Raw genomic sequence first — 24,822 nt, 5'->3', positions numbered from 1 at the left:
CGCGATCACGCGGCGCCCTTGATCAGGGTAGCGGCACGCTGGTCTCATCAGGCGGCCCGCAGAAGCTCGCGGGCGTGCCCGTGAGCCGCCGCGTCATCCCCGTCGGCACCCAGCATCCGCACGAGCTCGTCCACGACCGCCTCACCCTCGAGCTGGGCCACCGTCGTCAAAGCCATTGAGCGCGACCCGTCCTTGACGATCGTGAAGTGCCGGTCGGCCAGCGCCGCGACCTGCGGCAGGTGCGTGATGCACAGGATCTGGCGGCCTCGCGCCAGCTCGTGCAGGTGCTGTCCCACCGCCCGGGCGGTGTGCCCGCCGATGCCCGCATCGACCTCGTCAAAGACGAGCATCGGAGCGCCCGCGTCGCCAAACCCCGCGCCTTCACCGTCGCCGTCTGCACCGTGCGCGGCGCTCAGCAGCGCCAGCATCACACGCGAGAGCTCGCCCCCGGAGGCGATCTCCCGCAGCGGGCCGCAGGGCAATCCGGGGTTTGGCGCGATCAGAAACTCGACACTGTCGCGGCCACGCGCGCCGTAGCCGCCCTCACGCGGAGCGAGCGCAACCTCGAACCGGGCCTGCGCCATCGCCAGCTCCGCCAGCCGCTCGAGTACCGCCGCCGCCAGCCGCGGTGCCGCCTGCGCACGCGCGGCCGAGAGCTCGTCCCCGACCTGGTCACGAGCCCCGCTTGCCTGCGCGAGCTCCGCCTCGAGCGCCGCACTCGCGCTGTCTGCCCCTTCGAGCTGCTCCCGGCGGGCGCGGCAGCGCTCGGCGTGCGCGAGCACCTCCGCGACACCTCCGCCGTGCTTGCGAGCCAGGCGCGCGAACGCTCCCAGTCGCTCCTCAACGAACTCGAGCCTGCCCGGCTCGGCCTCCAGGCCTTCCAGGTAGGCACGTAGCTCCAGTGCGGCGTCCTCGGCCTCGTAGCGCAGCGCCGCCAGGCGCTGCGCGAGCGGCTCGAGCGAGCTGTCGAGCGTGGCCGCCGCCTGCGCCTCTGCCGCGGCACAGCTCAAAAGGCTGGCCGCGCCCAGCCCCTCATCTCCATACAGCGCCTCAACACCGACCGCGGCGCCGCGGCGCAGCGCCTCCTGGTGGCGCAGACGTTCGCGCTCACGCAGCAGCTCCTGCTCCTCCTCCACACTCGGGTCGACCTGCTCGATCTCACGTAGCTCGAAGCCGATGAGATCGAGCTCGCGCTCGCGCGCGCCCAGCTCCCCGGCGAACTCGGCGAGCTCCCCCTCAAGCTCCCGCACCCGGCCGTGCAGTGTCAGCATGCGCGCGCGACGCTGCGCCTGTGCCGCGCCGCAGAACGAGTCGAGCACGTCAAGCTGAACGCTGGCCAGCGTCAGCCGGCGATGCTCATGCTGGCCGTAGAAGGACAGCATGCGGCTGCCCAGCTCCCGCAGATCACCCACGGTCGCCGCACGACCACAAACGTACGCACGGGTGCGCCCGTCGGGCCAGACGCGGCGCGCCAGCACCAGCTCCTGCGCGTCGGCCGGGAGCAGCCCATCCCGGCCGACGCGCAGCCAGTCCGGCAGCTCAAAAACCCCCTCCACATACGCCTCGCTCGCGCCCTCACGGACGATGCCGGCGCGAGCCTTGCCTCCCAGCAAGAGGTCGAGGGCGTGAGCCAGCAGTGTCTTGCCGGCACCGGTCTCACCGGTGAGCACGTTGAGCCCGGGTCCGAGCCGCAGCTCCGCCCGCTCCATCAGCAGCAGATTCTCAACCCGGATCTCAGACAGCACACGCCTATTTCTACGCCCCCCAGCGGACGGAAGCTGACGAACAGGCGTTCGTGATGGGCGAGCTTCAGCGCAGCCGGCCAAACTTCTCGTGCAGCCGGCCATAGAAGCTGACGCCCTCAAGCTGCGCAAGCGCCGCCTGGCCGCCCACGAACCGTGTCTGCAGGGCGCAGCCCGCCGCCAGCGCCGCGACGGGTCGTCCGTCCACGACGACATCCAGCGGCTCCTCGGCGGAGCGGTTGTCGATCACCAGCGTGTCGGCCGGCGCGACCACCAATGCCCGCGCGGTCAGGGAGTGCGGGGCGATGAAGGACACCACCATCCCCTCCACCCCCCAGGCCATCACGGGCCCGCCGTTGGCAAGGTTGTAACCGGTCGAGCCGGCGGGCGTGGCCACCACCAGGCCGTCGCAGCGCACGCTGCCGACCTCATCGGCTCCGACCGTGTAGGCGAGCGTCGCGACCCGCTGGCCGTGCTGGCGCTCGACCGAGACGTCGTTGATCGCCATCCATGCACCGGCATCCGACTCGACCGCGATGCCCGGTAACGCCAGCACATCGAAGTGGCCTGCCAACGCGCGCTCGAACGCCCCGCGGGCCTGCTCCCGCTCAACGGTCGCCAGGAAACCCACCTCGCCGAAGTTGACGCCGAACACCGGCACGCCGCTGCCCGCATAGTGGCGCAGCGCGCGCAGGATCGTGCCGTCCCCACCGAGCGCGAAGCAGAGGTCAACACCGGCGGGGGCCACCTCCACACACGCGACCGCACCGCCGTCCGCGAGCCTGTGCTTGAGCGTCTCGTCGCGGTCGAACAGCAGCCGAGCGCCAAGGTGTCCCGCGACCTCGATCAGCTCGCACACAGCCGCGTCGGTCTCGGCTGCGCGACTGTGCGTGATCACCGCTGCGACCACGCTGCTCAGCACTCCCCCACGGCGGGCTCGACGGCACACACGGCCCCGTCGAGCCGCTCGAGCGCGCCCGGGCGCCCCGCTTCGGCGAGCCAGACGAACGTCTCACGGTTGCCCTTGGGGCCGGCCAGACCCGAGCTCGCGTAGCCGAGCACCGCCGCGCCCAACCCGCGAGCAAAGTCGCCCACCGAGAGCAGCACCTCGCGGCGCAGCTCCGGATCGCGCACCACCCCGCCCTTGCCGACCCGCTCGCGCCCCACCTCAAACTGCGGCTTGACCATCGCCAGGCAGTCGAACCTGGGCGCTGCGCATGCGAGCACCGCCGGCAACACCTTGGTCAGTGAGATGAACGAGACGTCCATGACTATCAAGCCGGGAGCGTACGGCAGCAGCGACGGCTCAAGCGCCCGCGCGTTGCACCGCTCGATCACGGTCACGCGCTGATCTTCGCGCAGCCGCCAGTGAAGCTCGCCGTAGGCGACGTCGACCGCAACCACCCGCGCTGCTCCGCGCTGCAGCAGACAGTCGCTGAAACCTCCCGTCGAGGCGCCAACGTCGAGCGCCAGCGCGCCGCGCACGTCAAGCCCAAACGTGTCAATCGCGTTCGCGAGTTTCACGCCGCCGCGCGAGACGTAACGCGAGCGCTCGGCGAGCGCCACCTCGACATCGCCGGCCACGCTCGCGCCAGGCTTTGAGGCGCGTTCGCGTCCGGGTCCCAGCAGCACCTCGCCGGCCAGCACCGCAGCTGCGGCTCGCGCCCGCGACTCGTACAGGCCGCGCTCGGCGAGCAGGACGTCAAGTCGACGTTTCGGTGAGCTCAAGACCGGAGGCGGCGGGCCCTAAACGAGCGTTTGGCGCTCGCCGACCGCGGCGAGCACACGCTCGGCTATCCGTTCCGGCGTGAAGCCAACCTCGGCGTGCAGCAGCTTAGGCGCCCCGTGGGTGATGAAACGGTCAGGCAGCCCGACACGCAGGATCCGCGGTGCCGGCCCCGACTCGGCCAGCGTCTCCCACACGGCGCTGCCAAAGCCGCCGCTGAGCACGCCCTCCTCGACCGTCACCAGCAGCTCATGCTCCGCCGCCAGCTGCGCCACCAGGCCGGCGTCGATCGGCTTGGCAAAGCGCGCGTCGGCGACCGTCACCGCCACGCCGTGCTCGTTCAAGAGCTCTGCCGCCGCCAGCGCCCGGTCGACACCGGTGCCATAGCCGAGCAACGCCACCCGCGTCCCACCCGCTTCGGGCGGCGCCTCACGCAGGATCTCACCGGTACCGACCGGGATCACGCACGGCTCATCCGGCAGCGGCACACCGACCGCCTCACCGCGCGGGTAACGCAGCGCCACCGGCCCTCCCTCGTGAGCGAGCGCGGTGTGAAGCATGTGCACGAGCATCGCCTCATCGCGGGGTGCCATCAGCACGATGTTGGGCAGGCAGCGCATGTAGGCGATGTCAAAGGCCCCGTGGTGGGTCGGGCCGTCGTCGCCGACCAGCCCGGCACGGTCCATCGCAAAGACAACCGGCAACTGCTGCAGGCAAACATCGTGGACGATCTGGTCGTAGGCCCGTTGCAGGAAGGTTGAGTAGACCGCCACCACCGGTCGGCACCCCTGCAGCGCCAGCCCACAGGCCAGAAGCACCGCCTGCTGCTCGGCGATGCCGACATCGAAGTAGCGGTCCGGCAGCGCCTCCTGGAGGATGTTCAGGCCCGTCCCCGAGTTCATCGCGGCGGTGATGCCGAGCACGCGCTCATCGCGCCTTGCCTCCGCCAGGAGCGCCTTGCCGAAGACCGCGGTGTACTGGGGGGCGGGGGCCGCCGCGCCAGCGGGCGCGGCGGCGGCAGGAGCAGGAGCGCCGTTGGTGATCGAACCGGCCTTGGCGGCATGCCAGCGCTCCATGCCCTCCAGGCCGCCGTCCTCGGCTGGCGCGAAGCCCTTGCCCTTGACGGTCGCGCAGTGCACGACGACCGGGCGCTGGGCGGCGAGCGCCTCGCGGACGGCGCGGCGCACGGCCCGCACGTCGTGGCCGTCAATCACGCCCATGTAGGCCCAGTCGAGCTCCTCCCAGAAGAGCCCCGGCGCCCAGAAGGCCTTGAGCGACTCTTTGAAGTGGGGGCCGAAGCGCTCGAAGGTGTGACCGAAGGCCGGCAGCTTCGCGAGGCTCGACTCCACATCCTCGCGTGCATGCCACAGCTTGGGGTTGAGCCGCACACGGTTGAAGTAGCGAGACAGCGCGCCGACGTTGGGCGCGATCGACATGCCGTTGTCGTTGAGCACCACCACGATCGGGGTGCCCAGCCCACCGGCTTGGGTGACCGCCTCAAACGCGACGCCGCCGGTCATCGCGCCGTCACCGACCACCGCCACGACGTTGCCGTCCTCACCATGCCCGCGCCGCATCGCCTCCTTGATCCCAACCGCGTAGCCGATCGCCGTCGAGGCGTGACCCGCGCCCATGATGTCGTGCTCTGACTCGAAGATCGAGCAGAACGGGGCGAGTCCCTCGTAGTGGCGGATCGTCGGCAGCTGGTCGCGCCGGCCGGTGAGAATCTTGTGCGGGTAGGCCTGATGCCCGACGTCCCAGAGGATCTTGTCGCGCGGCGAGTCAAGCAGCGAATGCAGCGCCACGGCGATCTCAACGGCGCCGAGGTTGGCGCCAAAGTGCCCGCCAATCTGACCAACCGTGTCGATGATGTAGCGGCGCAGCTCGTCCGCGACCTGCTCGAGCTGCTCGTTGGTCAGGCCGTGGAGGTCCTGCGGCTTGTTGATGTGAGTAAGCAACTCGGCCATGAGACAAATCACAGCTTAGAAGCTGCGCCTCGCGATGAAGTCTGTGATCTGCTGCAGCTGCGAGGGATCACGGGTGGCGGCCCGTGCCAGAGCGCTGCTGGCGTTGGCGTGCGCAAGACGCGCGAGCTCGCGCGCGCCGTCGAGGCCGAACTCGGTCACGTACGTGCGTTTGCCCAAGCGCTCGTCGCTGCCGCTGGTTTTGCCGAGCGCCTCGTCCGAGCCGGTCACGTCGAGGATGTCATCGACAATCTGAAAAAGCACGCCGATCTCAGCCGCAAAGGATGACAGCGAAGCCACAGTCACCGACGACTGTTGGCCGTCGATCAGGAGCACGCACTCCACGCTGGCCCGAATCAGACGCCCGGTCTTCAGCTCATGAATCTTTCTCAGGCCTCCCGCGCCCGCTGGCGCGGAGGCCTCCACATCGAGGTACTGCCCGCCGACCATGCCTTCCACACCGGTCGCAGACGCAAGTTCGGCTGCGGCCCGCACGAGGTTGGCGGGCGCGCCGCGCTGCGCCCCGAGCAGGTGGGCGAACGCCTCCGCGTAGAGGCCGTCGCCGGCGAGGATGGCCACATCCTCGCCGTATGCCACGTGGCAGGTTGGCCGCCCGCGCCGCATGTCGTCGTCGTCCATCGCCGGCAGGTCGTCATGGATCAGCGAGTAGGTGTGGATCAGCTCCAGCGCGGCCGCGAGCGGCAGCACCTCCTCCGCCGGCATCCCGATCGCCGCCGCGGTGGCAAGCGCGAGCACCGGTCGGATGCGCTTGCCACCCGCCAGCAGCGAGTAGCGCATCGCCTCCTCGAGCCCTGCCAGGGCCGGCTCAGTCGTGAAGTGCAGCTCCGCGAGATACGCGTCGACCAGCTCGCGCAGGTGCTCGGGGAACGCTGGTGGGGCTTCCGCCGCCGGGAGCGACGGGACCGGCGGATGACGCGGGTCTGAGCTCACGCCTGGGTGGCTGCCAGCGGCAGCTGGCCCGGAAGGTCAGGCAGCGGCTCGAGCGCCGCCCGCACGCTGCTGTCTATCTCGGAGGCGGCGTCGCCGGCCAGCCGCGCGCACTCCTCGATCACGGCCAGCGCCTCCTCCGGCTCCATCGCATCCTCGCGCAGGCGCTGCGCCGCACGCTGCAGACGCGACCGCAACTCGTCCAGCACATCGGTCACAGCCCTCAGCCTACCGTTCCCTGGTGTCGCAGGCCAACACGTCGCCCTCAGACCAGCACCAGCGAGCCGCTCTCGTCGGCGCTGGCGTTGGCGAGCAGCTCGTGCTGGCCCAGCTCGCTCAGCTCGTACCCCTGGGAGTCGAGACGGGCTTCGCCCACCGGATCGGAGAGGTCGACCTCGTAGCGATACCAGCACAGTTCCCAGGCGACGACCACCCAGACCAGACCCGGGCGAAGCTCGTCGGCAGCGATGCTCACCGTCGGCGACCCGAGCGACCTCGCGACGCTGGCAACCGTGCGCCGGTGCTGGCTGGCGTTGAAGATGTCCACGGCCACGGCGATCTTGTGCTCGTCGCTGGTCGGCACCGCGTGGACGCGACGCGGCTCGCGCACGCGCCCGCCGGAGCGCCCGCTCGATGGTGCCGGGACCGCCGGTCCGGGGTCCGCCGCGTAGTAGCCGCCATGGTCGGGCTGGGCGTAGTCCTCCCAGCCGCCGGAGGAGAGCTCATCATCGAGGCTGCGCGGCGGCGACTGCTCGCGGACGCTCACGTTGCGACCGCCGCGCGGCTGGCGGCGGCCGAACAGCGAACGTCGGCGGGGCGCCCGATCCCTCGAACTCTCGACAATCGGCACCGCGCCCTCGCGAATCCAGCCCTCGTGGAGGGCGTGGGGCTTGCACAGCTCACAGACGTTGTAGCGACGGCCGCCGTTGACGAACGCCTCCGTGTGTTCGCCACGCAGCAGCGTGCGGGCACAGACGTCGCAGACGTCGTGCCGGTGGCTTGTGCTGATGTTGAGCAGTTCGGTCATGCTGTCCGAAGGCGGTGGCTTCGGTCCCGCTGGTCAGCTCGCAGCGTAGCGGACATGCCGGGCGCTCACTCGCTCCGGCTCGGCCGCGCCGAGGCGTGCGCCAGCTATGCCGACAACGTCTCCTGTCGCGGGTTGGCGGCGACCTTGCCGGCCAGGTGGGCGGGAACCTCCTCATAGCGGAGGAACTCCATCGTGTACTCGCCCTGACCGCCGGTGATGGCGCGCAGATCGGGGGCGTAGGAGAGCAGCTCGGCCATCGGCACCTCGGCCTTGACCTCGGTCATGCCGCCACCGGTCGGCTCCATGCCGAGCGGATGCCCGCGCCGGGAGTTGAGGTCGCCGATCACCTCACCGACAGCCTCCTCCGGCACACTGACGGTGAGCAGCATGATCGGCTCGAGCAGCGCCGGACCGGCCTGGGCCATGGCGTCGCGCATCGCCTGGGCGGCGGCCAGTTTGAAGGCCATCTCCGAGGAGTCGACGGGGTGGTAGGAGCCGTCGTAGACGGTGACCTTCACATCCTTGACTGGATACCCGGCAACAGCACCGCTCTGCATCGCCTCGACCACACCCTTTTCAACGGCCGGGATGAAGCCGGCTGGAATCACGCCGCCCTTGATCGCATCCACGAACTCGAGTCCACTGCCGGCCGGCAGCGGCTCGATCATGATGTGGCAATCACCGAACTGGCCGCGGCCGCCCGTCTGCTTCTTGTGTCGCCCGTGCGCCCGAGCCTGGGCGCGGATCGTCTCCTGGTAGGGCACACGCGGCGGCTTCAGGTTCACCTCGACGCCGAAGCGGCTGCGCAGGCGGTCGACGATCACCTCAACGTGCATCTGTGACAGCCCGGCAACTATCTGCTCGCCGGTCTGCGGGTCGCGGTGCAGGTCTATGGCGGGGTCCTCCTCCTGCAGGCGGCGCAGGCCCGCGAACATCTTCTCCTCGTCGCCCTTGTTGCGCGGCGCGACCGCGAACGCCATGACGGCGGCGGGCAGCTTGATCGTGGGCAGCCGCAGCGGTTCGTCGCGGGCCGCCAGCCAGTCGCCGGCGCGGGTCTCCTTGAGCTTGGCCACCGCGCCGATGTCGCCGGGCCCGAACTCCTCGACGTGGAGCTGCTGGACCCCGGGGCTTGAGAGTTGACCGATCCGCTCCTTGATGTGAGCGCGCGTGTTCAGCAGCTGGCTGTCATGTCGGATCACGCCCTGGTATACGCGGAAGAGGTTGATCCTCCCGGCGAACGGATCGGCGCGGGTTTTGAAGACGTAGGCGAACAGCTCCTTGTGCTCGTCGGGCTCGAGCAGGTATCCGTCCGCGTCCACAGCACCGTGCTTGACAGGTGAGGGAAGGTCCTCGACGATCGCGTCCAACAGCCGATTGGTGCCGAGGTTCGCCGTCGCAACCCCACAGGTGACCGGAAACAGCAACCCGTGGTTGGTGCCGTCCTTGAGCGCCGCGACGATCTCCTCGTGTGAGATCTCATCCCCGTCCAGGTAACGCGCCATCAGCGCATCGGAGTTCTCCGCCACCTCGTCCATCAGCTTTTCGCGGTACTCACGGGCCTGCGCCAGCTGCTCGTCGGCGATCCCCACCTCGCTGCAGTTCTCGCGGGAAGTGCCCTCGTAGCGGTAGGCTCGCATGTCGATCAGGTCGATCACCCCCTCGACGTCGTGCTCGCTGCCGATCGGGATCTCGGTGGCGACCACGTGAGGGCCAAAGGCGGTCTTCAGGCTCTCCAGCGTGCGGAAGAAGTCGGCGCGCTCGCGGTCGAGCATGTTGACGAACACCAGCCGCGCCAGATCGAGTTCCGCGGCGCGCTTCCACAGACGCGCGGTCTGGACCTCGACGCCCATCACGGCGTTGACAACGAACACCGCTGACTCGCACACGCGCAGGGCGGCCAGCGCGTCCGCCACGAAGCTCGGGCCTCCGGGTGTGTCAAGCAGGTTCACGCGCCGCTCGAGCCACTCGAACGAGTTGACGCTCGCCTGCAGCGACATCTGTCGCGCACGTTCGTCCGGCTCGGAGTCGGACACGGTGCTGCCGTCGGCCACGCTGCCCAGGCGCCCAACCGCGCCGGCCACAAACAGCAGCGCCTCGTTCAGCGAGGTCTTACCGCTTCCGCGATGACCGACGAGCGCCACGTTACGGATGCGATCCGCGGCCTTGTGCATGCTGGCTCCTCTCACTCGGGGTGAGCGCCCCGCAGCGAGTGCGGCGCACTCGTAGATCAACCGCAGACCCTACACCCGCACGCACACGCGTGCACTGCGCCCGGCCACGCCCTTCAGTCGAGCTCGCCGCTCAGCTTCGAGCGTAGGCGCAGCACCGCCTTGGTGTGCAGCTGGGAGACCCGCGACTCGGTCACGCCCAGCACCTCGCCGACCTCACGGAGGGTCAGGTTCTCGTAGTAATAGAGGGCTACGACGAGCTTCTCCCGCTCCGGCAGAGCCGAGATCGCGTCGGCGATGCGGTCGCGCAGCTCACCTTGGTCGACGGCCGCCTGCGGATCCGCCGCACCACGGTCGGCGATCGTGTCGAGCAGCGAAACCTGGTCACCGCTCGAGTCGCTGGTGCTCCACAGCTCATCCAGAGCGACGAGCGTAGAGGTCGAGATCTGCACGAGGGATTCGTTGAACTCGGCGACGCTGATGCCCAACTCGGCCGCCATCTCCTCGTCGCTGGGAGCGCGCTGCAGCTTGGCCTCCAGCCGCTGGTTTGCTCGCTCGATGTCACGCGCACGAGCGCGAACTGAGCGCGGCACCCAGTCGAGCGTCCGCAGCTCGTCGATGATCGCTCCGCGGATGCGCGTGACCGCATAGGTCTCGAACTTGATCTCGCGTGTCAGGTCGAAGCGCTCAATCGCCGAGATCAGGCCCGTGAGCCCGTAGGAGATCAGGTCGCCTTCGTCAACGTGACCCGGGAGGGTCGTGCCGATCCGCCCGGCGACGTACTTCACCAGCGGCGAATAGGCGACCACAAGACGCTCACGGGCACGCTCGTCGCCCGAGTTCTTGTAGCGCTTCCATAGGTCCTTCAGCTCGATCGCTTTTACGTTCGTATCCATTCAATCCACGCTCGTTACGCTCTTGGGTGAGCGCTTGAGTAGGCCGCCCTCAGTCGCACTGACTCAACACGAGTGTAAACCTGAGTGGTGGAGATCGTGGCATGACCGAGCAGCTCCTGGATCGCGCGCAGGTCGGCGCCGCCCTCCAGCAGGTGCGTTGCAAACGTGTGCCTGAGCGTATGCGGGTGCACCTGGGCAAGCGCAGGCTCGCGCGTTTGCAGCAGGCGTGTCCAGGTGCGCAGACGCCGACGCACGTCGGAGCTACTGAGCCGACGCCCGCTCTTTGACAGAAACAGAGGCTCGTGGACTCCGTCCGCTCCGTCAGCGGGTTTGCTGAGCAGATGGCCGCGTCCCTGCTTGCGGTAGCGCTCGAGCGCGCGCAGCGCGTGCTCGCCGATGGGGACCATACGCGTCCTTCTCCCCTTGCCTTCGACACGGACCGTCTCGGTGTCGAAGTCGATGCTGGCCAGGTCGAGGTCGACCAGCTCCTGTGCTCGCAGCCCGGATGAGTAGGCGAGCTCGATCAGGGCCCGGTCACGCTGCTCGAGCGGTGTGCGCTGAGGGATGCGTTCGAGCAACAACTCGATCTCCTCACGCGCCAGCACGCGTGGCAGGGTCCGCGGGCGCTTGGGTGCGGCCAGCAGCTCCGCCGGGTTGTGCGGCAGGTGCCCCAGCTCCGTCTGCACCCTCAGCAGCGCACGCACAGCCGCGAGCTTGCGGGCGACGGTGCTGGGCGCCTGCCCTGCTGCGCTGAGGCCGGCCACGTACCGGCGCAGCAGCCGCACGTCCAGCGCAGGGGGCTCGACCGCGAGCGCGGTCGCCCACTGCGCCAGCTGACGGCAGTCGCTGCGGTAGGCCGCGAGCGTGTTTCCGGAGACCGCCCTGCGCACGAGGTGAGCCTCGAGGTCAGCGACCGCCTGTTCCCAGGCGGGGCTCGCAGCGACCGTCTGTGACGAGACGGCAGACACGGCAGCTAGATTCGCCATCAGGTGGCTGTGCCCTGCCGCCTGAACGGACGTTCGTCGGCTGTGAGCGCACCGGGATCTATGCTGGCCTGCGTGCCGGATCCGGATTGGCAGGCGGTCATGTGGCGCTGTGAGCGCCGGCTCTCATCACGCCGGCCCGTGTCGGCTGCACAGTCGTTGCGGGAGGCCGCGGACGCATTGGACGAGGGCGTGCGCCCCGATCTCTACGGTGAGGGGCAGGTCGTTGAGGAGTTTGAGTCGCGCCTCGCCGGTCTGTTGGGTATGCAGGCCGTGGCGCTCTTTCCAAGCGGCACGATGGCCCAACAGATCGCGCTGCGGATCCACTGCGAGCAGCGGTGTACGCGATCGGTCGCATGGCACCCCACCTGCCACCTCGAGCTCCACGAGCACGCAGGGTATGCGCATCTGCATGGCCTCAAGGCCGAGCTGATCGGTGACCGCGCCCGGCTGATCGAGCTTGACGACCTCACGCGCTTGAAGGGGCCGCTGGGCGCGGTGCTGCTGGAGCTGCCCCAGCGCGAGATCGGTGGCCAGCTGCCCGAGTGGCAGGATCTGGTAGAGCAGGTCAACTACGTCAGGGACCAGGGTGCCGCGGTTCATCTTGATGGTGCGCGCATCTGGGAGGCAGCCCCGTACTACGACCGGCCTCACAATGAGATCGCCGGGCTGTTTGACAGCAGCTACGTCTCGCTTTACAAGGGTCTGCTTGGGCTTTCCGGAAGTGTGCTGGCTGGATCAGAGGATCTGATCGATCAGGCCCGGGTCTGGCGCAGGCGTCACGGCGGCACGCTCGCGCGCCTGTTCCCATTCGTGGCAGCTGCGCTACCCGGCCTTGAGAACCTTGTTGCCCGGATGCCGACGTTCCTTGAGCACGCTCGACAGATCGCGGCGGTGTTGCGCGAGATCCCGGACGTGGAGGTGATCCCCAGCCGTCCACAGACGCCGCTGTTTCATATTCAGATCCGCGGCGACCGCGAGCTGCTCTGGCGGCGCGCCCTGGAGATCGCCGCCGGACAGGGCGTGTGGCTGTTCGGGCCGCTGAAGCCGGCATTGCTACCCGGGACCAGCATGATCGAGGTCAACATCGGCGAGCCTGCCCTGGAGATCACGGCAGCCGAGATCGCCGAGCTGTTCACCCAGCTGACCGCTGCGGCAGCCTGATCGCACCGCCCTTCAGCTGCCGCGACCGCCGTCCCTGGCGTCGATCAAAAGCGGTTGCGCGCACAGGCACAACTCCGCGGAGTCGCGCTACTGGCTGATGTGGACGATGGTCCCGATCGGGGTGTAGGGGTACACCTGCCCGGCTTCCGAGAACGGCATCTCCACACAGCCGAGGCTCTGCGGAAATCCGTAGGACGCGCGGATGAACCCGTGCAGGGCGTCGCCGCCGTTGAAGTAGCTGATCCACGGTATGCCGGTGTCGTGGTAGGGCGTGCCATTGGGATTCGTGCCGCTCATCGTCCCGACGGGGATGTGCTCGTAGACGGCGAAGGTGCCATCGGCAGTTGGTGACTGTGGAATCCCCGTGTTGGCGAGTCCCTGCACGACGATCTGGCCGTTGTGCCAGACCTTGATGTTCTCGGGCAGCGTCTTGCTGACCATCACGAACGTGTAGCCGAAGGTGTTCTGCTTGTCGGCCACCGCAGCCTTGATCAGCGTCCGCCAGACGATCGGCCCGGCGATCCCGTCGGTGGTGAGTCCGTTGGCATTCTCAAACGCCATCACGGCGCCGCGGGTGAGCTCCGTCCAGCCCGTCGGCGACCAGAGCGCCTTGAGCTGCGCGGGGGTGTTCGGATAGCGCCAGGTGAAGGTTCCCTGCGGCGGGTTGACAATCGCGGCCTCCTCGGCTGCCGGGCTGCCGGCGAGCGTGGTGGCTGTCGCCGCCGTGGTCGCGGCCGAGGTGGCGGTCGTCTGGCCGGCTGCGGGCGTGGCGTTTGTTGTCGTCGTCGTCGTTGCCGAGCTGGACGGGGTGAAGTTCAGCGGCAGATAGCCGAGCTCGGCCAACAGCTCCTGTAGCGCCAGCGTCGAGCCGACCGGTACCGTCCACTGGCCGACCGGGTCGGACCCGTGCGTCTTACCGCCAACCAGATTCACGTCGGAGGGAAGCGAGACCGAGACGTTGGCGCCGAGACCGTAGCCGTACCCCTGTGGGACAAACTGGATCGAGTGGGCGTTGAGCCGGTGCCAGCTGCCGGAGCCGCTGGGCGCAACCGGCGGCAGATGGCTGCCGAGCACACTCGAGACATCCTTTGAGAATGTGAGGGTGATACGGGTGTTGGGCGTGATCGTCGTTCCGGGCGCGGGTGTGGCTACCGCCGTGGCGTTCGCGCCGGCCGGGAACCAGGAGACAGGCGTGACGGTGGGGATCTCCCAGCTGCGCGCGGCGGCGGCGACGTCGGCCGTGCCGGCACTCGCCTGCTCGGCTAGGTTGTAGCTGGTGGTCGGGGCGGAGAGCGGTCGCGCTGCGACCTTTGCGCCCACGGCCCCCGCGCCCACCGCCGCCACGGGGGTGGAGAACTGGACCGTTAGCAGGCGGCCCTGTCCGCGGGTCAGGAAGGTGGAGATCAGATGCGGCGTCGGGGTCGTCTCATTGACCTGAACCTGCTGCTCTGAGCCGGTCAGCCAGGAGATCCAGCCCGGACGCCTGATGGTCGCCTGCACCGTGACTGGGTAGTCCGCCGGCAGACGCCTCACCGGCAGGACCTGGTCGCCCACGAGCTTGACCGCCACCACCTGGCGTTCAGGTCCACCGATCGCCACCACGCGACTGATCTGTCCGCCGCCGGTCGGCAGGGTGATCTGCGCAAGCGATGTACGCCCAGCACGGATGTTCGCGCTCGATAGCGCGACCACAGCCAGCAGTCCCGCGACCACCACGAACGGCAGCGCCACCAGCGGCACAACGAAGTAACGGAGGCGACTGTGCTGCGCGCGTACGTTTTTGCGACTTGAACCTGCAGGCATTACGCCACTTCCCCATCGGTTCGGGCCTTGCGGACGCCTTGGCCTTGCGCAAAGCGGCTACCCAAGACTGCCGCCTACCTAACCAAGGGTATCGCAGCGATTGCAGTCGCACCTAAGGCATTGATGAATAAGCGGACTCTCAGTTCAGCCTGCGCGCAGTTGGTGGCGGTGACGTACGCGGCGGCTGTGGGGACGCATGCGGCGGCTGCGGGGACGCACGCGGCGACGCTTCCCCTGCCGTGGCGCCGGGCGCAAGAGCGGCACCTTCACCTGGCGGCTGGTGACGATTGCCGCCACCGGCGTGATCTGCTGCTCGCCGCTGCCGATCGCCTGCGGCTCAAAGGAGACCTGGAGACTGAGCGTCGCAAACCGTCCCCGCAACGACCCGATCAGGCGTCGTCCGGCCGCTGTCGGCCCGAAGCTCACCGTGGCGATCCCCTGCGCGCTCACCGCCGTCCTGTTGAGTGCGATCAGCTTGCTCCCATAGAAGACCCGGGTGAAGAGCTGGCCGGCCGGCACGAGCGTCCGATAAGAGATCTGGTCGCTCCCACGAGCAGCATGCACGCCCAACAGGGTGTATGAGCTGACGCTGTAGCTGACGGTCTGGCTGACGTAGCCGCCTCCGGCGGCGCTGTAGCAGTCAACCTCAAGTGTGTGTGTTCCCGGGTCGACGGTGTCAATCGGTCCCCCGGACTCGATCTGATTGCCTTCGTCGTCGGTCCCGAAGAAGCTGTCGATCGAATCCAGCGGATCGCTGGCAGCGCATGAGAAGTTTGCGTCGACGATCTCGCCCAGGGAGAAGGTCTGGCCGTTGACCGGCGAGGTGAAGCTGAGTGTTGGGTCCGAGAGCACGATGAGCCCGCCCGGCGTGGCAACTGGTTTAACCGAGCTCGCGGACAGCCCCGTGTAAGCATCTGCGAGCGTCTGGTCGTTGCTGGGTGTCGATGCCACGACATCAAACCACACGGTGCAGGCCGTACCTGTGGCCGGAGGCACGGTGACCGTGACCGTGACCGATGTGGCGCCAGGTCCAGCTGCCGGCGGCACGAGGTTGCAGCCGCTGGTCGAGCCGTTGGTCAGCGCCGCCGCGGTGGGGTTGTCGAGCGTCACACCGGCCGGTAGGGCATCTGTGAACGTCACCGTCTGCGCGCTCGCCGTCGTGTTTGTGAGCGCGTACCCAACAGCATCGGTCGTGTTCACGCTGATCGGATCGTTCTCGAAGCTGGTGGTGATCGTGACACCGCCTGCCGCCCACGCCGGCGTGCACCCGATCACCAGGAGCGCCAGGGTGGCGAGCAATCCGCCGAGCGCCGCCAGCGCCGGCCGGCCGCGCAGCGCGCGGCGAGAACGGCTTGCGATCGCAGTCCAGTTGGGCATCAGCCATCCAGATTCGTGGTTCACGGCCGCGCTTACGCGGCACCTATCAGTTGACCAGAACACATCCAGAGCACGGAAAGCGCGGTCGGCTGGCGCCCATGCTCCGCACCGGCCAGCGGACGCTTCAGCACACCCGACCGCACAAACCGCCTAGCCCCAATACCGTTAAGTTAGGCGGCTAGTACGGTGATGGCGTCTTCGGGACGTTTGGTCGGCTTGGGTGTGTTGCGGTGTTCGGCGCGTTTGACTGGCCAGTTGCTCATCTTGCGTTTGATGACGCGCGGGTTGCGACGGAGGCGACGGGCGGGGAGTGGCTGGGCGAGGATCTCGGCGACCGCCCGCTCATGAGCGGTCGCGAGGCTGTGGGGGGGAAAATCCCGGTCTGGTGCGGGCTGAGCGCTGGGCGGCACGCAGGCCGCTGGTGAACGACAATCGGTCGGGATCGACATCGGCGGCGAGAGCGGCATCGTGCATCAGCCGGCGGATCGCGTAGTGGGCGCACAGGTACCCGTAGGCTTCCTGGTAGACGCCGTCGGGGGTCTTTGAGCGCAGCACCACGCGCGGACCGCGCTGGTGGGTTTTCAGCTCATCCAGCGCGTTCTCGAGCTCCCAGCGTTGGTGGTAGAGCGCGCCGAGCTCGCCGGCGGGGCCGTGCTCGGGGTCGAGGATCGTGCAGATCAGCCGGTAGCGCTGCTCGGGATCTGAGCGGGCGCCGTCGTCGAGCTGGTACTCGATCACGCGGACCTGCTCGCCGTCGCGCTTGGCGCGCTGGTCTTTCTGGTCTTTGTAGATGCGGGTCAGATACGAGCCGTCGGTGAGCTGCCGCTCGCGTGGGAGGACCATGTTCGCCTTCACCCGCCACAGCAACTGTGCCCCGGTTTCACGGGCGTTCAGCCAGCGCTTGAAGCTGTAGAAGCCACGGTCGGCCAGGCACAACTGACCCGCCTCAAGCGTACCGATAAGCTCATCAGCGAGTGCGTTCTCCCCGGTCGTGTACGGCCCCAGCGCCGCCTCGCAGATCGCGTGCGTGCCCGTCTCTGAGAGCGCGACCAGCCGTAGCTGCGGAAACGCGCCGACCCCTTGCCCGCGGCCCGTCCCCGGCCGCCCGAACAACGTCTCGTTCTCAGGCGTGTCAGCCACATCCAGGCACGTCCCGTCCAAGCTCATCAACCGCCACTCTCGGTAGAACGCGCCCCTGGTCGCCTCCACCGCCAACGGACGCGCAGCCGCGTGAAACAGCAGCGCAAGCGGCTCTGACCCCAGACGCTTACGCGCCAAAAAGATCGCGACCTTGCTCGGCACCTCCCACGAGGACTGCCAGCCCGACTCCCATGAGAGCCCCTCCACCAACCGGCGCATCACCTCCTCATAGGACGCATCGGCAAACAACGCCATCGCCAGCACGTAATACACCACCACCCGCGCCGGCAAAAGCCGCTGGCGCCGCTCCCGCCGCCCCGCCTGCGCCACCACCCGATCCACCAGCTCCGGCGGAAACACCCGCGTCAGAACACCAACCGAGATGTGATCCGAAACACGCTGATCAGACTGCGGCTTGACCCAACCAGACCGAGGCACGCCACAACAATAACCCCACCACCAGACACTAACTTAACGGTATTGCGCCTAGCCCCGTCTGCCTCCACGCTCATCAGCCTGCTCGCGCGGGCCAGTTGCGAGCTCGGAGGCGAGCGCGCGCATGCGTGCCTGCTCCCAACGCGAGAGCCGCCAGAGGTCGCGAGCGACCTGATCTGCGTCAACCTGGCGACCGGGCATATGCAGGTTCGCGCTGGCCAGCAGTCGCTGCTCGTCGCCGGTGAGCGCCATCCACTTGGCCAGCACATCATCAGAGTCGGGCAGCCGGGAGCTGCCGTACGGTCTGGTGTCATCGGGAAACTCGACGCAGTGCTCGCCAAGCAGCCGGCCGGTCTGCGGCTCATAGGAGATGATTGGCCGGTGCGGATAGATCAGATAGGCGTACTCGGCGCCGCCACTTCGAGCTGCGCTCTGCGAGCCCCATACACGGATGAAGCCGAGGTCGCGATACATCCCCCACTCCTCCTCACCGACGCACGAGCGCAGCAGCTCCCGTGCAGTCTGCTCCGCGCGCCGCTCACGGCCAGGATCGGGGAAGGGCGCCGCGACTGGCATCCGATGCGTCCGATAACGCTCCCAGCCCGCCACGACGCGGGGGGCGAGCATATCGGAGAGCAGCGCCAGGGCGACGATCGCAGACACACTCAGCGGCAGCAACACGTGCCCGCCCTCAACCGCCTGCGGCGCGCGGAAAGAAAATCACGCGCTCCGCGTCGCGTGGCACCTCTGCGAAGGTGCGCACCATGACCGCCTCGCGCCGACCAGCTCGTCCGACGACGGGCACTGCTGCCCAGAGGCCGGCGTCCAGTTGCCGGCGGAACTCAGCGATGAGTTCGCGCTCGGCCTCGGGAAGCTCGATATCGCCCTCAGCGATCACGACCTCTCCATGGCCGGGTGTCATTCTGAGAAAGCGCACGCCGGGATTATCTCAGACTCGTCCAGCGGCGACCCCGTCAAACCGTTGCGACATAACGCCCCCCTGCGACACGGCGGATGCAGCCGATCAGCTCCAGCTCCGACAGCGCGGCGAGGGCGCTGCCGGCGTCGGCCAGCTCTTCCAGCTGCGCGATTTCCGCGGGCGTCTCCGCGCCCGCCCGGATCGCTTCCAGAAGCGCCCGCTGTTCGGGTCCCAACACCGCAGCGGCCGGTTCTCGGGCGTGCCTGACGCCAACACCGCAGACCGCGTCGAGCGCATCCTGTGCGCTTCGTATCAGGAGCGCCCCACCTCGCAGAAGCCCGTGCGGCCCCTCCGACTGGCGGACCAACACCGATCCGGGCACGGCGCCCACCGGCCTGCCGTACGCCACAGCCAGCCCCGCGGTCTTGAGTGAACCCGAACGCGACGCACCCTGGACGACCACGGTCAGATCCGCCAGCGCCGCCACCAGGCGGTTGCGCGCCAGCAGCGACCAGCGCCGCACAGCCACTCCCACGCCAAGCTCGCCTACCGCCACACCTTCGCGCAGGATCTGCCGGTACAGGGCTCTGTTCGATCGTGGGTACGGCTGGCCAGCGTCTCCGGGCAGCACCGCGATCGTCCGGCCACTGGCCAGAATCGCACCACGGTGCGCCTGGCTGTCGATCCCCACCGCCATCCCACTGAGGATCGTCATGCCGCTCGCGCTGAGCTCCCGGGACAGCCCGAGCGCCACCTCGCTGCCATAGCCAGTCGGCCTGCGGGTACCGACGATCGCCACCGATCCATCCGCCAGCAGCTCGGCCAGACGCCGATAGCCACCGGCGACATGGAGCACGGCCGGGCCGCCGGCCAAGGCTCGGAGCGTCGCCGGGTAGGCCGGCTCGCATCTGCAGATCAGCTCGAGGCCGACGGCCGTCGCACGTTGGCGGGCGGCCGCTGCCGCGCCCGGCCCGAAGCGCGCGTACTCCTGCTGGGGTCGCTCGGCGCTTGCACGTCTGGCGGCGACGCCGGCCCACAGCGCGACCAGCGCATCGTCGTCGAGCGCCAGAACCGTCTCGATCGGCTGCCGGACATGATCCAGATAGCCACCCAGCCTCGCAAGCAGCCACGTGCGCCGCAGGCATGCCTCGCAGGCCTGAATACGCATCAGATCGCCGCCACCGGATCGCCGAGCCGCTGCCGCAGACCGACCGCCGTCAGCACGTCCGTGGCGGACACGAGGTTGCGCCCATCGAGGTCGGCCACGGTGCGCGCAACCCGCAACACCCGCTGACGGCCGCGGGCCGACAGGACGCCGGCTGTGTATGCGCGGGCGAGGGCAGCCTGCGCTGCGCCGTCGAGGCGCACATGCTCGCGGATCAGCGCCGCGTCGAGTTCGGCGTTGCAACTCGCACCCGTTCCGCTCAGTCGCGAGCGCTGGCGTGCGCGCGCTTCCTCCACCCGCGCCCGCACCGTCGCTGAGCTCGTCTGTGGCGAGCCGTCGAGATCCTGGGCGGCCGGTCGGCCGACGGTGACCAGCAGGTCGATCCGGTCAAGCAACGGGCCACTCAACCGTCGCGTGTAGCGGCGCAGGTCCGTCTCGGAGCATTGGCAGCGATCGCCCACCCCGGCGTAGCCACATGGGCACGGGTTGGTGGCCGCCACGAGCATGAAACGGGTCGGGAAGCGAAGCGCCCGCTGGCCGCGCACAATCGTCACGCGGCCCTCTTCCAACGGCTGGCGCAGTGCCTCGATCGCCGGCCGCTGGAACTCGCTGAGCTCGTCCAGAAAGAGGACTCCCCGATGCGCAAGCGACGCCTCGCCAGGGCGTGGCGGCGTGCCGCCACCGACCAGACCTGCGGCCGAAATGGTGTGATGTGGCGCGCGAAACGGGCGTGAGATCACCAATCCCTGGGTGTGCAGGCCCGCCACCGAGTACAGCCGCGTCACCTCGATTGCCTCCGCTCTGCTGAGAGCGGGCAGGATCGATGGCAGGCGGCGCGCGAGCATCGTCTTGCCTGTGCCCGGCGGCCCCTCGAAGAGCAGGTTGTGGCCGCCGGCCGCGGCAATCTCCATCGCTCGGATGGCAAAGGGTTGGCCACGCACGTCGGCGAGATCGGGCAGCCGACGATCGGTCGCGCTCGCCACATGCGCGGGCATCTCAGGATCAGGCGGAATGACGCGTCCGGTCAGCGCGTCCACAGCGGCTCGCAACCCGCTGACGCCGAGGACCCGCACACCGCCGATGAGAGCAGCGTCACGCGCCTGCGTGAGCGGCACCACCAGCGCCGGAACGCCGTGTCGCCGGGCGCCCTCGGCGACCGCAAGCGTTCCCGCAGCCGCGCGAAGCTCACCGCTCAGCGAAAGCTCGCCAAAGACAGCCGCCTCCAAGAGCAGCTGGGGGTCCAGCTGACCGCTGGCGGCCAGGACAGCGAGTGCCAGCGCCGCGTCGAAGCCCGGACCACCCTTGCGCAACGAGGCCGGAGCGAGGTTGGCCGTGATCCGCCGCAGCGGAAAGTCGTAGCCGGAGTTCTGTATTGCCGCGCGCACACGCTCGCGCGACTCGCGAACGGCCGTATCGCCAAGCCCCACAATCGTGAATGTGGGCAGGCCCTGGCGGATGTCAACCTCAACGGAGATCCGGCGCGGCTCAACTCCGTCGATCGCAAACGTCGTCACCCTGGCAAGCATTCGCTCGACGTTACGGTCAAAGCCGTGCCGCGACCATGCCGATCTGTGACAGGTTTGTGCCTTTCAACGCGGCAACTGCGCCGTTGTCACAGACACGCCACACGCCGTCACACGCTCGACACGGTCATGGCCATACCGTCAAGCCAGTGACGACCGACCGACGCCGAAAGTTGGGCAGCCGCGGCGAGCAGATTGCCGCCGACCACCTGGTCCGGCGCGGCTTCACGATCCTCGAGCGCAACTACCGCAGCCGCTGGGGCGAGATCGACATCGTGGCCTATGACGGCAGCCAGATCGTCTTCTGCGAGGTCAAGAGCCGCCTTGTCAACCGCGCCGGCCGGGACCCGCTCGAGTCGCTACACCGGCGCAAGCGCCTCCAGGTCAGGCACATGGCCAGTGAGTGGCTGGCGACACGAAGCCACCCGCGGGCTCCCGGGTTGCGCTTCGACGCGATCGGCGTGACGCTCACGCCGGGGGGAGAGCTGGTGCGCCTCGACCATCTCGAAGGAGCATTCTGATGCGCCACCGCCTGTCACTCGAATGACAGCTGCTGGTAGGCGGTGGAATGAAACGAGCGGCGGTGCAGGGGCGTGACGCCGAGCCGCATGATCGCCGATCGGTGCTCCGGTGAGGCATAGCCGACGTGCCTGGCAAAACCGAAACCTGGGTTGCGCTGGTCGACCCTGCGCATGTACCGGTCCCGTGTCTCCTTGGCGACCACCGAAGCCGCCGCGATCGCAGCGCTGGTCGCATCTCCCTTGATCAGAGCCCGCTGCTCGTAACCAAGTTCGGCCACCGCGAAGCCATCGCTGAGGCAGATCGCGTCGTCGCAGGCAACCATGCGCAGAGCGGTGCGCAGCGCTTCCAGGTTGGTGACGTGCAGACCGCGGGCGTCGATGCCGGCGGCGGACCGTGAAACGATCGCGACGCGGCTTGCGATCGCCATCACCAATGGGTAGAGCCTGGCCCGGGCAGCGTGATCGTGGGCCTTGGAATCGTCGAGCTGCGCGAGTGCGCGCAGCTCAACCGGCCCAATCCTGCTCTGGTCGAAAAGCACCGCTGCAGCGACCAGTGGTCCGGCCAGACAGCCACGTCCTGCCTCGTCAGCACCGGCCACGAAGCGTCTTCCCAGAGCACTGTCGTGGGCGAACAGGTGCGGGCCTCGGGGCGTGCGCTTCACCAGGGCACGACTCTCGAGCCGAGATCCCTTCCGGGCAGCGAGCGCATGAGGACTGAACAGCAGCCCACCCGTGCGCGCCCCAGGCGTGCGCGAGGTTCAGAAGAAGCCGACGCGGCCAATCGGCCAGTAGGTCGCGAAGGCGACGCCGATGATCCACTTCTGCGGCACCGGCCCCCAGAAACGGCTGTCCAGAGAATCGCCACGGTTGTCTCCCATCATGTAGTACTCACCGGGCGGAACGACGATTGTCCTGGCGAACGTGCAGTCGGCCGGCGCACCGGAGTTGCAGGGGATGAACCCCGGGACGCTCGCGTTCCGGTTCGGGTGATAGCCAAACTTTTCGCGTCTGCCATTGAGGTAGACGTAGCCGTCGAGGATCTTAAGATGGTCGCCGGGCAGTCCCACGACGCGCTTGACGAATGTGACCTTCGCCTCGGTCGGGAGGTTCCTGTCACAGGGCTGCGAATGCCCGCCGCCCTGGTTCGGGTTGCCGCAGATGCCGTCGCCGACCGCACCGGTCGGCGGATGAAACACGACGATGTCTCCGAGACCCGGGTGGGTATCCAGGCGGTTTACGAGAATTCTCTGCCCAATCGCGAGCGTTGGAATCATCGATCCGCTCGGGATCCGGTAGGGCTTCACGAGCAGGGCCTGCACGATCAGAGCAAGACCGATGGCGACGGCCACCGTCAACACGAGTTCGACGCCGCTGGCGATGAGGCCCTTGGGCTTCTTCGCCGTGGACGCCACCGGCAACGTCCTCCCGAAACCGATGTCCGTCAGGCCTCGTCGCCGGCGGCGGCCGGGTCAGGCGCGGCGGGCTCGTCGGCTGCTGGGCTTTCGGCCTGCGCCGCAGGCTCTGACTCGACGGCAACCTCCACCTCGGCTGCAACCTCCAGCTTCGCGTCGGCGTCAGGCTCGGGGCTGGCCTCAGGCTCGGCGAACGCCGCGCCGTACAAAAGCTCGCGTTCCACAACCTCTTCCGGGCCGGTGTTGCGACGCTCACGCACACGTGCGCGCTTGCCGACGCGATCGCGTAGGTAGTAGAGCTTGGCACGGCGAACATCGCCGCGGGCCGCGACCTCGATGCGTTCGATCTTGGGCGAGTGCAGCGGGAAGGTCCGTTCCACACCCACGCCAAAAGAGTTCTTGCGCACGGTGAACGTCTCACGCGCACCGTGTCCCTGGCGCTTGATCACGATTCCCTCAAACACCTGGGTGCGCCGGCGCGTGCCTTCGATCACCTGAAAGTGGACACGCAGGCGGTCACCGGCGTCAAACTGGGGTACTCGGCGGAGCTGTGCGCGCTCCAGGCTCTCGATGACAGTGCTCATTGCTCGTGCTCGGTACCGGCGGCGGAGCGTCGCCGGTGTCGGGGTTTGGAAGTTGAGCGCGCCACTGGGCGCGCGGCGGCCTATGGTAGCGGACCCGGCTCAGCTGCCGGGCGCCGGTTCTGACGCTCGCGCGCCTGGGCCTCGGCACGTGACCGAGACTGCTCAAGCCGCCAATGCCGGATGTTCGCATGGTGGCCGGAGAGCAACACCTCCGGGACTGGCCATCCTCGGTAATCACTTGGTCGCGTGTAGTGCGGGTACTCCGGCGCGCCCGCGAGCGCCGGGCTGAAGGACTCCTCCAGCGCCGAGTCGTCGTGCCCAAGCGCACCCGGCAGCTTGCGCAGAATCGCATCGCAGACCACCATCGCCGCGAGTTCGCCGCCGGCCAGCACGTAGCGCCCAATCGAGAGCCGTTCGCTGGCGAGGTGTTCAAGCACGCGTTCATCAAACCCCTCGTAGCGACCACAGAGCAGCGTCAAGGACTCCTCAGCGGCGAGCTCATCGACCACCGAGTCATCGAGCAACCTGCCGCCCGGCGTGAGCGCGATGACCCGGCGGCGATCGCGTAACTCGACGGGGTCAATGCCGTAGCGGGCGCGCAGGGCCGCATCGACGACATCCACGCGCAGCACCATGCCAGCCCCTCCCCCGAACGGCGTGTCGTCCACCTGCCCACCGCCAAGCGGGGTGTGGTCACGATAGTTGACGCATTCAAGCCTGCCACCGGCGGCCAGCACGGTGCGCACGTGGCGCTGCTGGCGAAACCATTCAAACCACTCCGGAAAGAGCGTGAAGACGTCTATCTCCATATCAAGCCTCGCCCAGGAAGGAGAGGTTCACGTCCACCACCCCACGTCCTGGGTCAACTGTACGGACCGCGTCTGAGACGAGCGGCACGAGCAACACCTCACCACCTTCACGCACGACCTCCAGCACCTCGCACGACGGCAGTGCCAGCAGCCGTCTGACGACGCCTACCGGCGCGTCGCCGTCGACCACACGCAACCCCTCCAGATCCTCAGCCCACCACTCGTCGTCTGAGAGCTCTGGCGCAGCGGCGCGCGGGACGAGCAACCGCGCGCCGTGCAGAGCCCTCGCCGCCTCGCGGTCGGCGCAGCCCTCGACGCCAAGGATCAGACGCTGCCGGTGCCCGGCACGGCGCACGATCGCGCGCTGTGCGCCGGCCAGGTTGACCTCCGTGACCGCCTGCAGGAGCACGGGGTTTGCCTCCGCCACGAGAAAGCTCCCATCGAGACCATGGGGCCTTCCGACCCGTCCGGCCTGTAACCAACCCCCGCCGGCGGCCGCCTCAGGCACGCGCTCGC

The 24,822-nt window shown here is 68.5% G+C and carries 23 protein-coding genes and 1 pseudogene; 2 read left to right on the top strand and 22 right to left on the bottom strand.

Annotated features, from left to right (window positions below; all coding sequences use genetic code 11):
- Window positions 1-47 precede the first annotated feature (47 nt).
- The 10 genes from recN to M3M54_RS03100 form a co-directional block, all read right to left on the bottom strand.
- On the bottom strand, window positions 48-1,745 hold the full coding sequence (gene recN / locus M3M54_RS03145) for a DNA repair protein RecN (protein ID WP_249020729.1): 1,698 nt from the start codon (window positions 1,743-1,745) through the stop codon (window positions 48-50).
- A 64-nt stretch (window positions 1,746-1,809) separates the two neighbouring features.
- On the bottom strand, window positions 1,810-2,652 hold the full coding sequence (locus M3M54_RS03140) for an NAD(+)/NADH kinase (protein WP_249020728.1): 843 nt from the start codon (window positions 2,650-2,652) through the stop codon (window positions 1,810-1,812).
- Between the two features lie 5 nt (window positions 2,653-2,657).
- Window positions 2,658-3,470 (bottom strand): TlyA family RNA methyltransferase, encoded by an 813-nt coding sequence (locus M3M54_RS03135; RefSeq protein WP_249020727.1) that lies wholly within the window; start codon window positions 3,468-3,470, stop codon window positions 2,658-2,660.
- A gap of 18 nt (window positions 3,471-3,488) precedes the next feature.
- Entirely contained in the window at window positions 3,489-5,435 is a 1,947-nt protein-coding gene (dxs, locus tag M3M54_RS03130) for a 1-deoxy-D-xylulose-5-phosphate synthase (RefSeq protein ID WP_249020726.1), read from the bottom strand.
- 15 nt (window positions 5,436-5,450) lie between these two features.
- Window positions 5,451-6,383 (bottom strand): polyprenyl synthetase family protein, encoded by a 933-nt coding sequence (locus tag M3M54_RS03125; RefSeq protein WP_249020725.1) that lies wholly within the window; start codon window positions 6,381-6,383, stop codon window positions 5,451-5,453.
- Window positions 6,380-6,598: a hypothetical protein gene (locus M3M54_RS03120; RefSeq protein WP_249020724.1), complete on the bottom strand. Its 219-nt coding sequence runs from the start codon at window positions 6,596-6,598 to the stop codon at window positions 6,380-6,382. The genes M3M54_RS03125 and M3M54_RS03120 overlap by 4 nt, the downstream gene beginning before the upstream one ends.
- Window positions 6,599-6,645: 47 nt before the next feature.
- Window positions 6,646-7,407 (bottom strand): hypothetical protein, encoded by a 762-nt coding sequence (locus M3M54_RS03115; RefSeq protein WP_249020723.1) that lies wholly within the window; start codon window positions 7,405-7,407, stop codon window positions 6,646-6,648.
- 104 nt (window positions 7,408-7,511) lie between these two features.
- A complete protein-coding gene (fusA, locus tag M3M54_RS03110) occupies window positions 7,512-9,578 on the bottom strand; it encodes an elongation factor G (protein ID WP_249020722.1) in 2,067 nt (688 codons plus the stop codon).
- Window positions 9,579-9,691: 113 nt separating this feature from the next.
- On the bottom strand, window positions 9,692-10,471 hold the full coding sequence (whiG, locus tag M3M54_RS03105) for an RNA polymerase sigma factor WhiG (RefSeq protein WP_249020721.1): 780 nt from the start codon (window positions 10,469-10,471) through the stop codon (window positions 9,692-9,694).
- Between the two features lie 14 nt (window positions 10,472-10,485).
- Window positions 10,486-11,439, bottom strand: coding sequence for a tyrosine-type recombinase/integrase (locus M3M54_RS03100; protein ID WP_249020720.1), 954 nt, complete (start codon window positions 11,437-11,439; stop codon window positions 10,486-10,488).
- Window positions 11,440-11,529: 90 nt separating this feature from the next.
- Here M3M54_RS03100 and M3M54_RS03095 point away from each other — a divergent pair, with 90 nt between their 5' ends.
- A complete protein-coding gene (locus M3M54_RS03095; protein WP_249020719.1) occupies window positions 11,530-12,618 on the top strand; it encodes a low specificity L-threonine aldolase in 1,089 nt (362 codons plus the stop codon).
- Between the two features lie 87 nt (window positions 12,619-12,705).
- On the opposite strand, the gene M3M54_RS03090 is transcribed toward M3M54_RS03095, so the two are convergent.
- From M3M54_RS03090 to M3M54_RS03060, 7 genes are all read right to left on the bottom strand, one after another.
- A complete protein-coding gene (locus M3M54_RS03090; RefSeq protein ID WP_249020718.1) occupies window positions 12,706-14,421 on the bottom strand; it encodes a L,D-transpeptidase family protein in 1,716 nt (571 codons plus the stop codon).
- A gap of 144 nt (window positions 14,422-14,565) precedes the next feature.
- Window positions 14,566-15,798, bottom strand: coding sequence for a hypothetical protein (locus M3M54_RS03085; protein WP_249020717.1), 1,233 nt, complete (start codon window positions 15,796-15,798; stop codon window positions 14,566-14,568).
- 342 nt (window positions 15,799-16,140) lie between these two features.
- Window positions 16,141-17,376 carry an IS4 family transposase gene (locus tag M3M54_RS03080; protein ID WP_249019107.1) on the bottom strand — a complete coding sequence of 412 codons (1,236 nt, stop codon included), beginning with the start codon at window positions 17,374-17,376 and terminating at the stop codon, window positions 16,141-16,143.
- A 48-nt stretch (window positions 17,377-17,424) separates the two neighbouring features.
- Window positions 17,425-18,054: a hypothetical protein gene (locus tag M3M54_RS03075; protein WP_249020716.1), complete on the bottom strand. Its 630-nt coding sequence runs from the start codon at window positions 18,052-18,054 to the stop codon at window positions 17,425-17,427.
- A gap of 10 nt (window positions 18,055-18,064) precedes the next feature.
- Window positions 18,065-18,310, bottom strand: coding sequence for a hypothetical protein (locus M3M54_RS03070; RefSeq protein WP_249020715.1), 246 nt, complete (start codon window positions 18,308-18,310; stop codon window positions 18,065-18,067).
- 37 nt (window positions 18,311-18,347) lie between these two features.
- Window positions 18,348-19,460 carry a DNA-processing protein DprA gene (gene dprA, locus M3M54_RS03065; RefSeq protein WP_249020714.1) on the bottom strand — a complete coding sequence of 371 codons (1,113 nt, stop codon included), beginning with the start codon at window positions 19,458-19,460 and terminating at the stop codon, window positions 18,348-18,350.
- A complete protein-coding gene (locus tag M3M54_RS03060) occupies window positions 19,460-20,983 on the bottom strand; it encodes a YifB family Mg chelatase-like AAA ATPase (RefSeq protein WP_249020713.1) in 1,524 nt (507 codons plus the stop codon). Before M3M54_RS03060 ends, dprA begins: the two co-directional genes overlap by 1 nt.
- A 146-nt stretch (window positions 20,984-21,129) precedes the next feature.
- Here M3M54_RS03060 and M3M54_RS03055 point away from each other — a divergent pair, with 146 nt between their 5' ends.
- On the top strand, window positions 21,130-21,501 hold the full coding sequence (locus M3M54_RS03055; protein ID WP_249020712.1) for a YraN family protein: 372 nt from the start codon (window positions 21,130-21,132) through the stop codon (window positions 21,499-21,501).
- Between the two features lie 14 nt (window positions 21,502-21,515).
- On the opposite strand, the gene M3M54_RS03050 is transcribed toward M3M54_RS03055, so the two are convergent.
- The 5 genes and pseudogenes from M3M54_RS03050 to rimM form a co-directional block, all read right to left on the bottom strand.
- The gene (locus tag M3M54_RS03050; protein ID WP_249020711.1) at window positions 21,516-22,163 is read right to left on the bottom strand and encodes a ribonuclease HII; all 648 of its coding nucleotides are present in this window, start codon (window positions 22,161-22,163) and stop codon (window positions 21,516-21,518) included.
- A gap of 96 nt (window positions 22,164-22,259) precedes the next feature.
- Window positions 22,260-22,913 carry a signal peptidase I gene (gene lepB, locus M3M54_RS03045; protein ID WP_249020710.1) on the bottom strand — a complete coding sequence of 218 codons (654 nt, stop codon included), beginning with the start codon at window positions 22,911-22,913 and terminating at the stop codon, window positions 22,260-22,262.
- 245 nt (window positions 22,914-23,158) lie between these two features.
- Window positions 23,159-23,497: pseudogene (gene rplS, locus M3M54_RS03040) on the bottom strand (50S ribosomal protein L19); the annotation flags it as partial.
- An 80-nt stretch (window positions 23,498-23,577) separates the two neighbouring features.
- The gene (gene trmD / locus M3M54_RS03035) at window positions 23,578-24,306 is read right to left on the bottom strand and encodes a tRNA (guanosine(37)-N1)-methyltransferase TrmD (RefSeq protein WP_249020709.1); all 729 of its coding nucleotides are present in this window, start codon (window positions 24,304-24,306) and stop codon (window positions 23,578-23,580) included.
- Window position 24,307: 1 nt separating this feature from the next.
- Window positions 24,308-24,814: a ribosome maturation factor RimM gene (rimM, locus tag M3M54_RS03030; protein ID WP_256465810.1), complete on the bottom strand. Its 507-nt coding sequence runs from the start codon at window positions 24,812-24,814 to the stop codon at window positions 24,308-24,310.
- Between the last annotated feature and the right edge of the window lie 8 nt (window positions 24,815-24,822).

Source organism: Conexibacter sp. S30A1 (assembly GCF_023330665.1).
Lineage (GTDB): Bacteria > Actinomycetota > Thermoleophilia > Solirubrobacterales > Solirubrobacteraceae > Palsa-465.
This window is presented reverse-complemented; position numbering and strand designations above follow the sequence as displayed.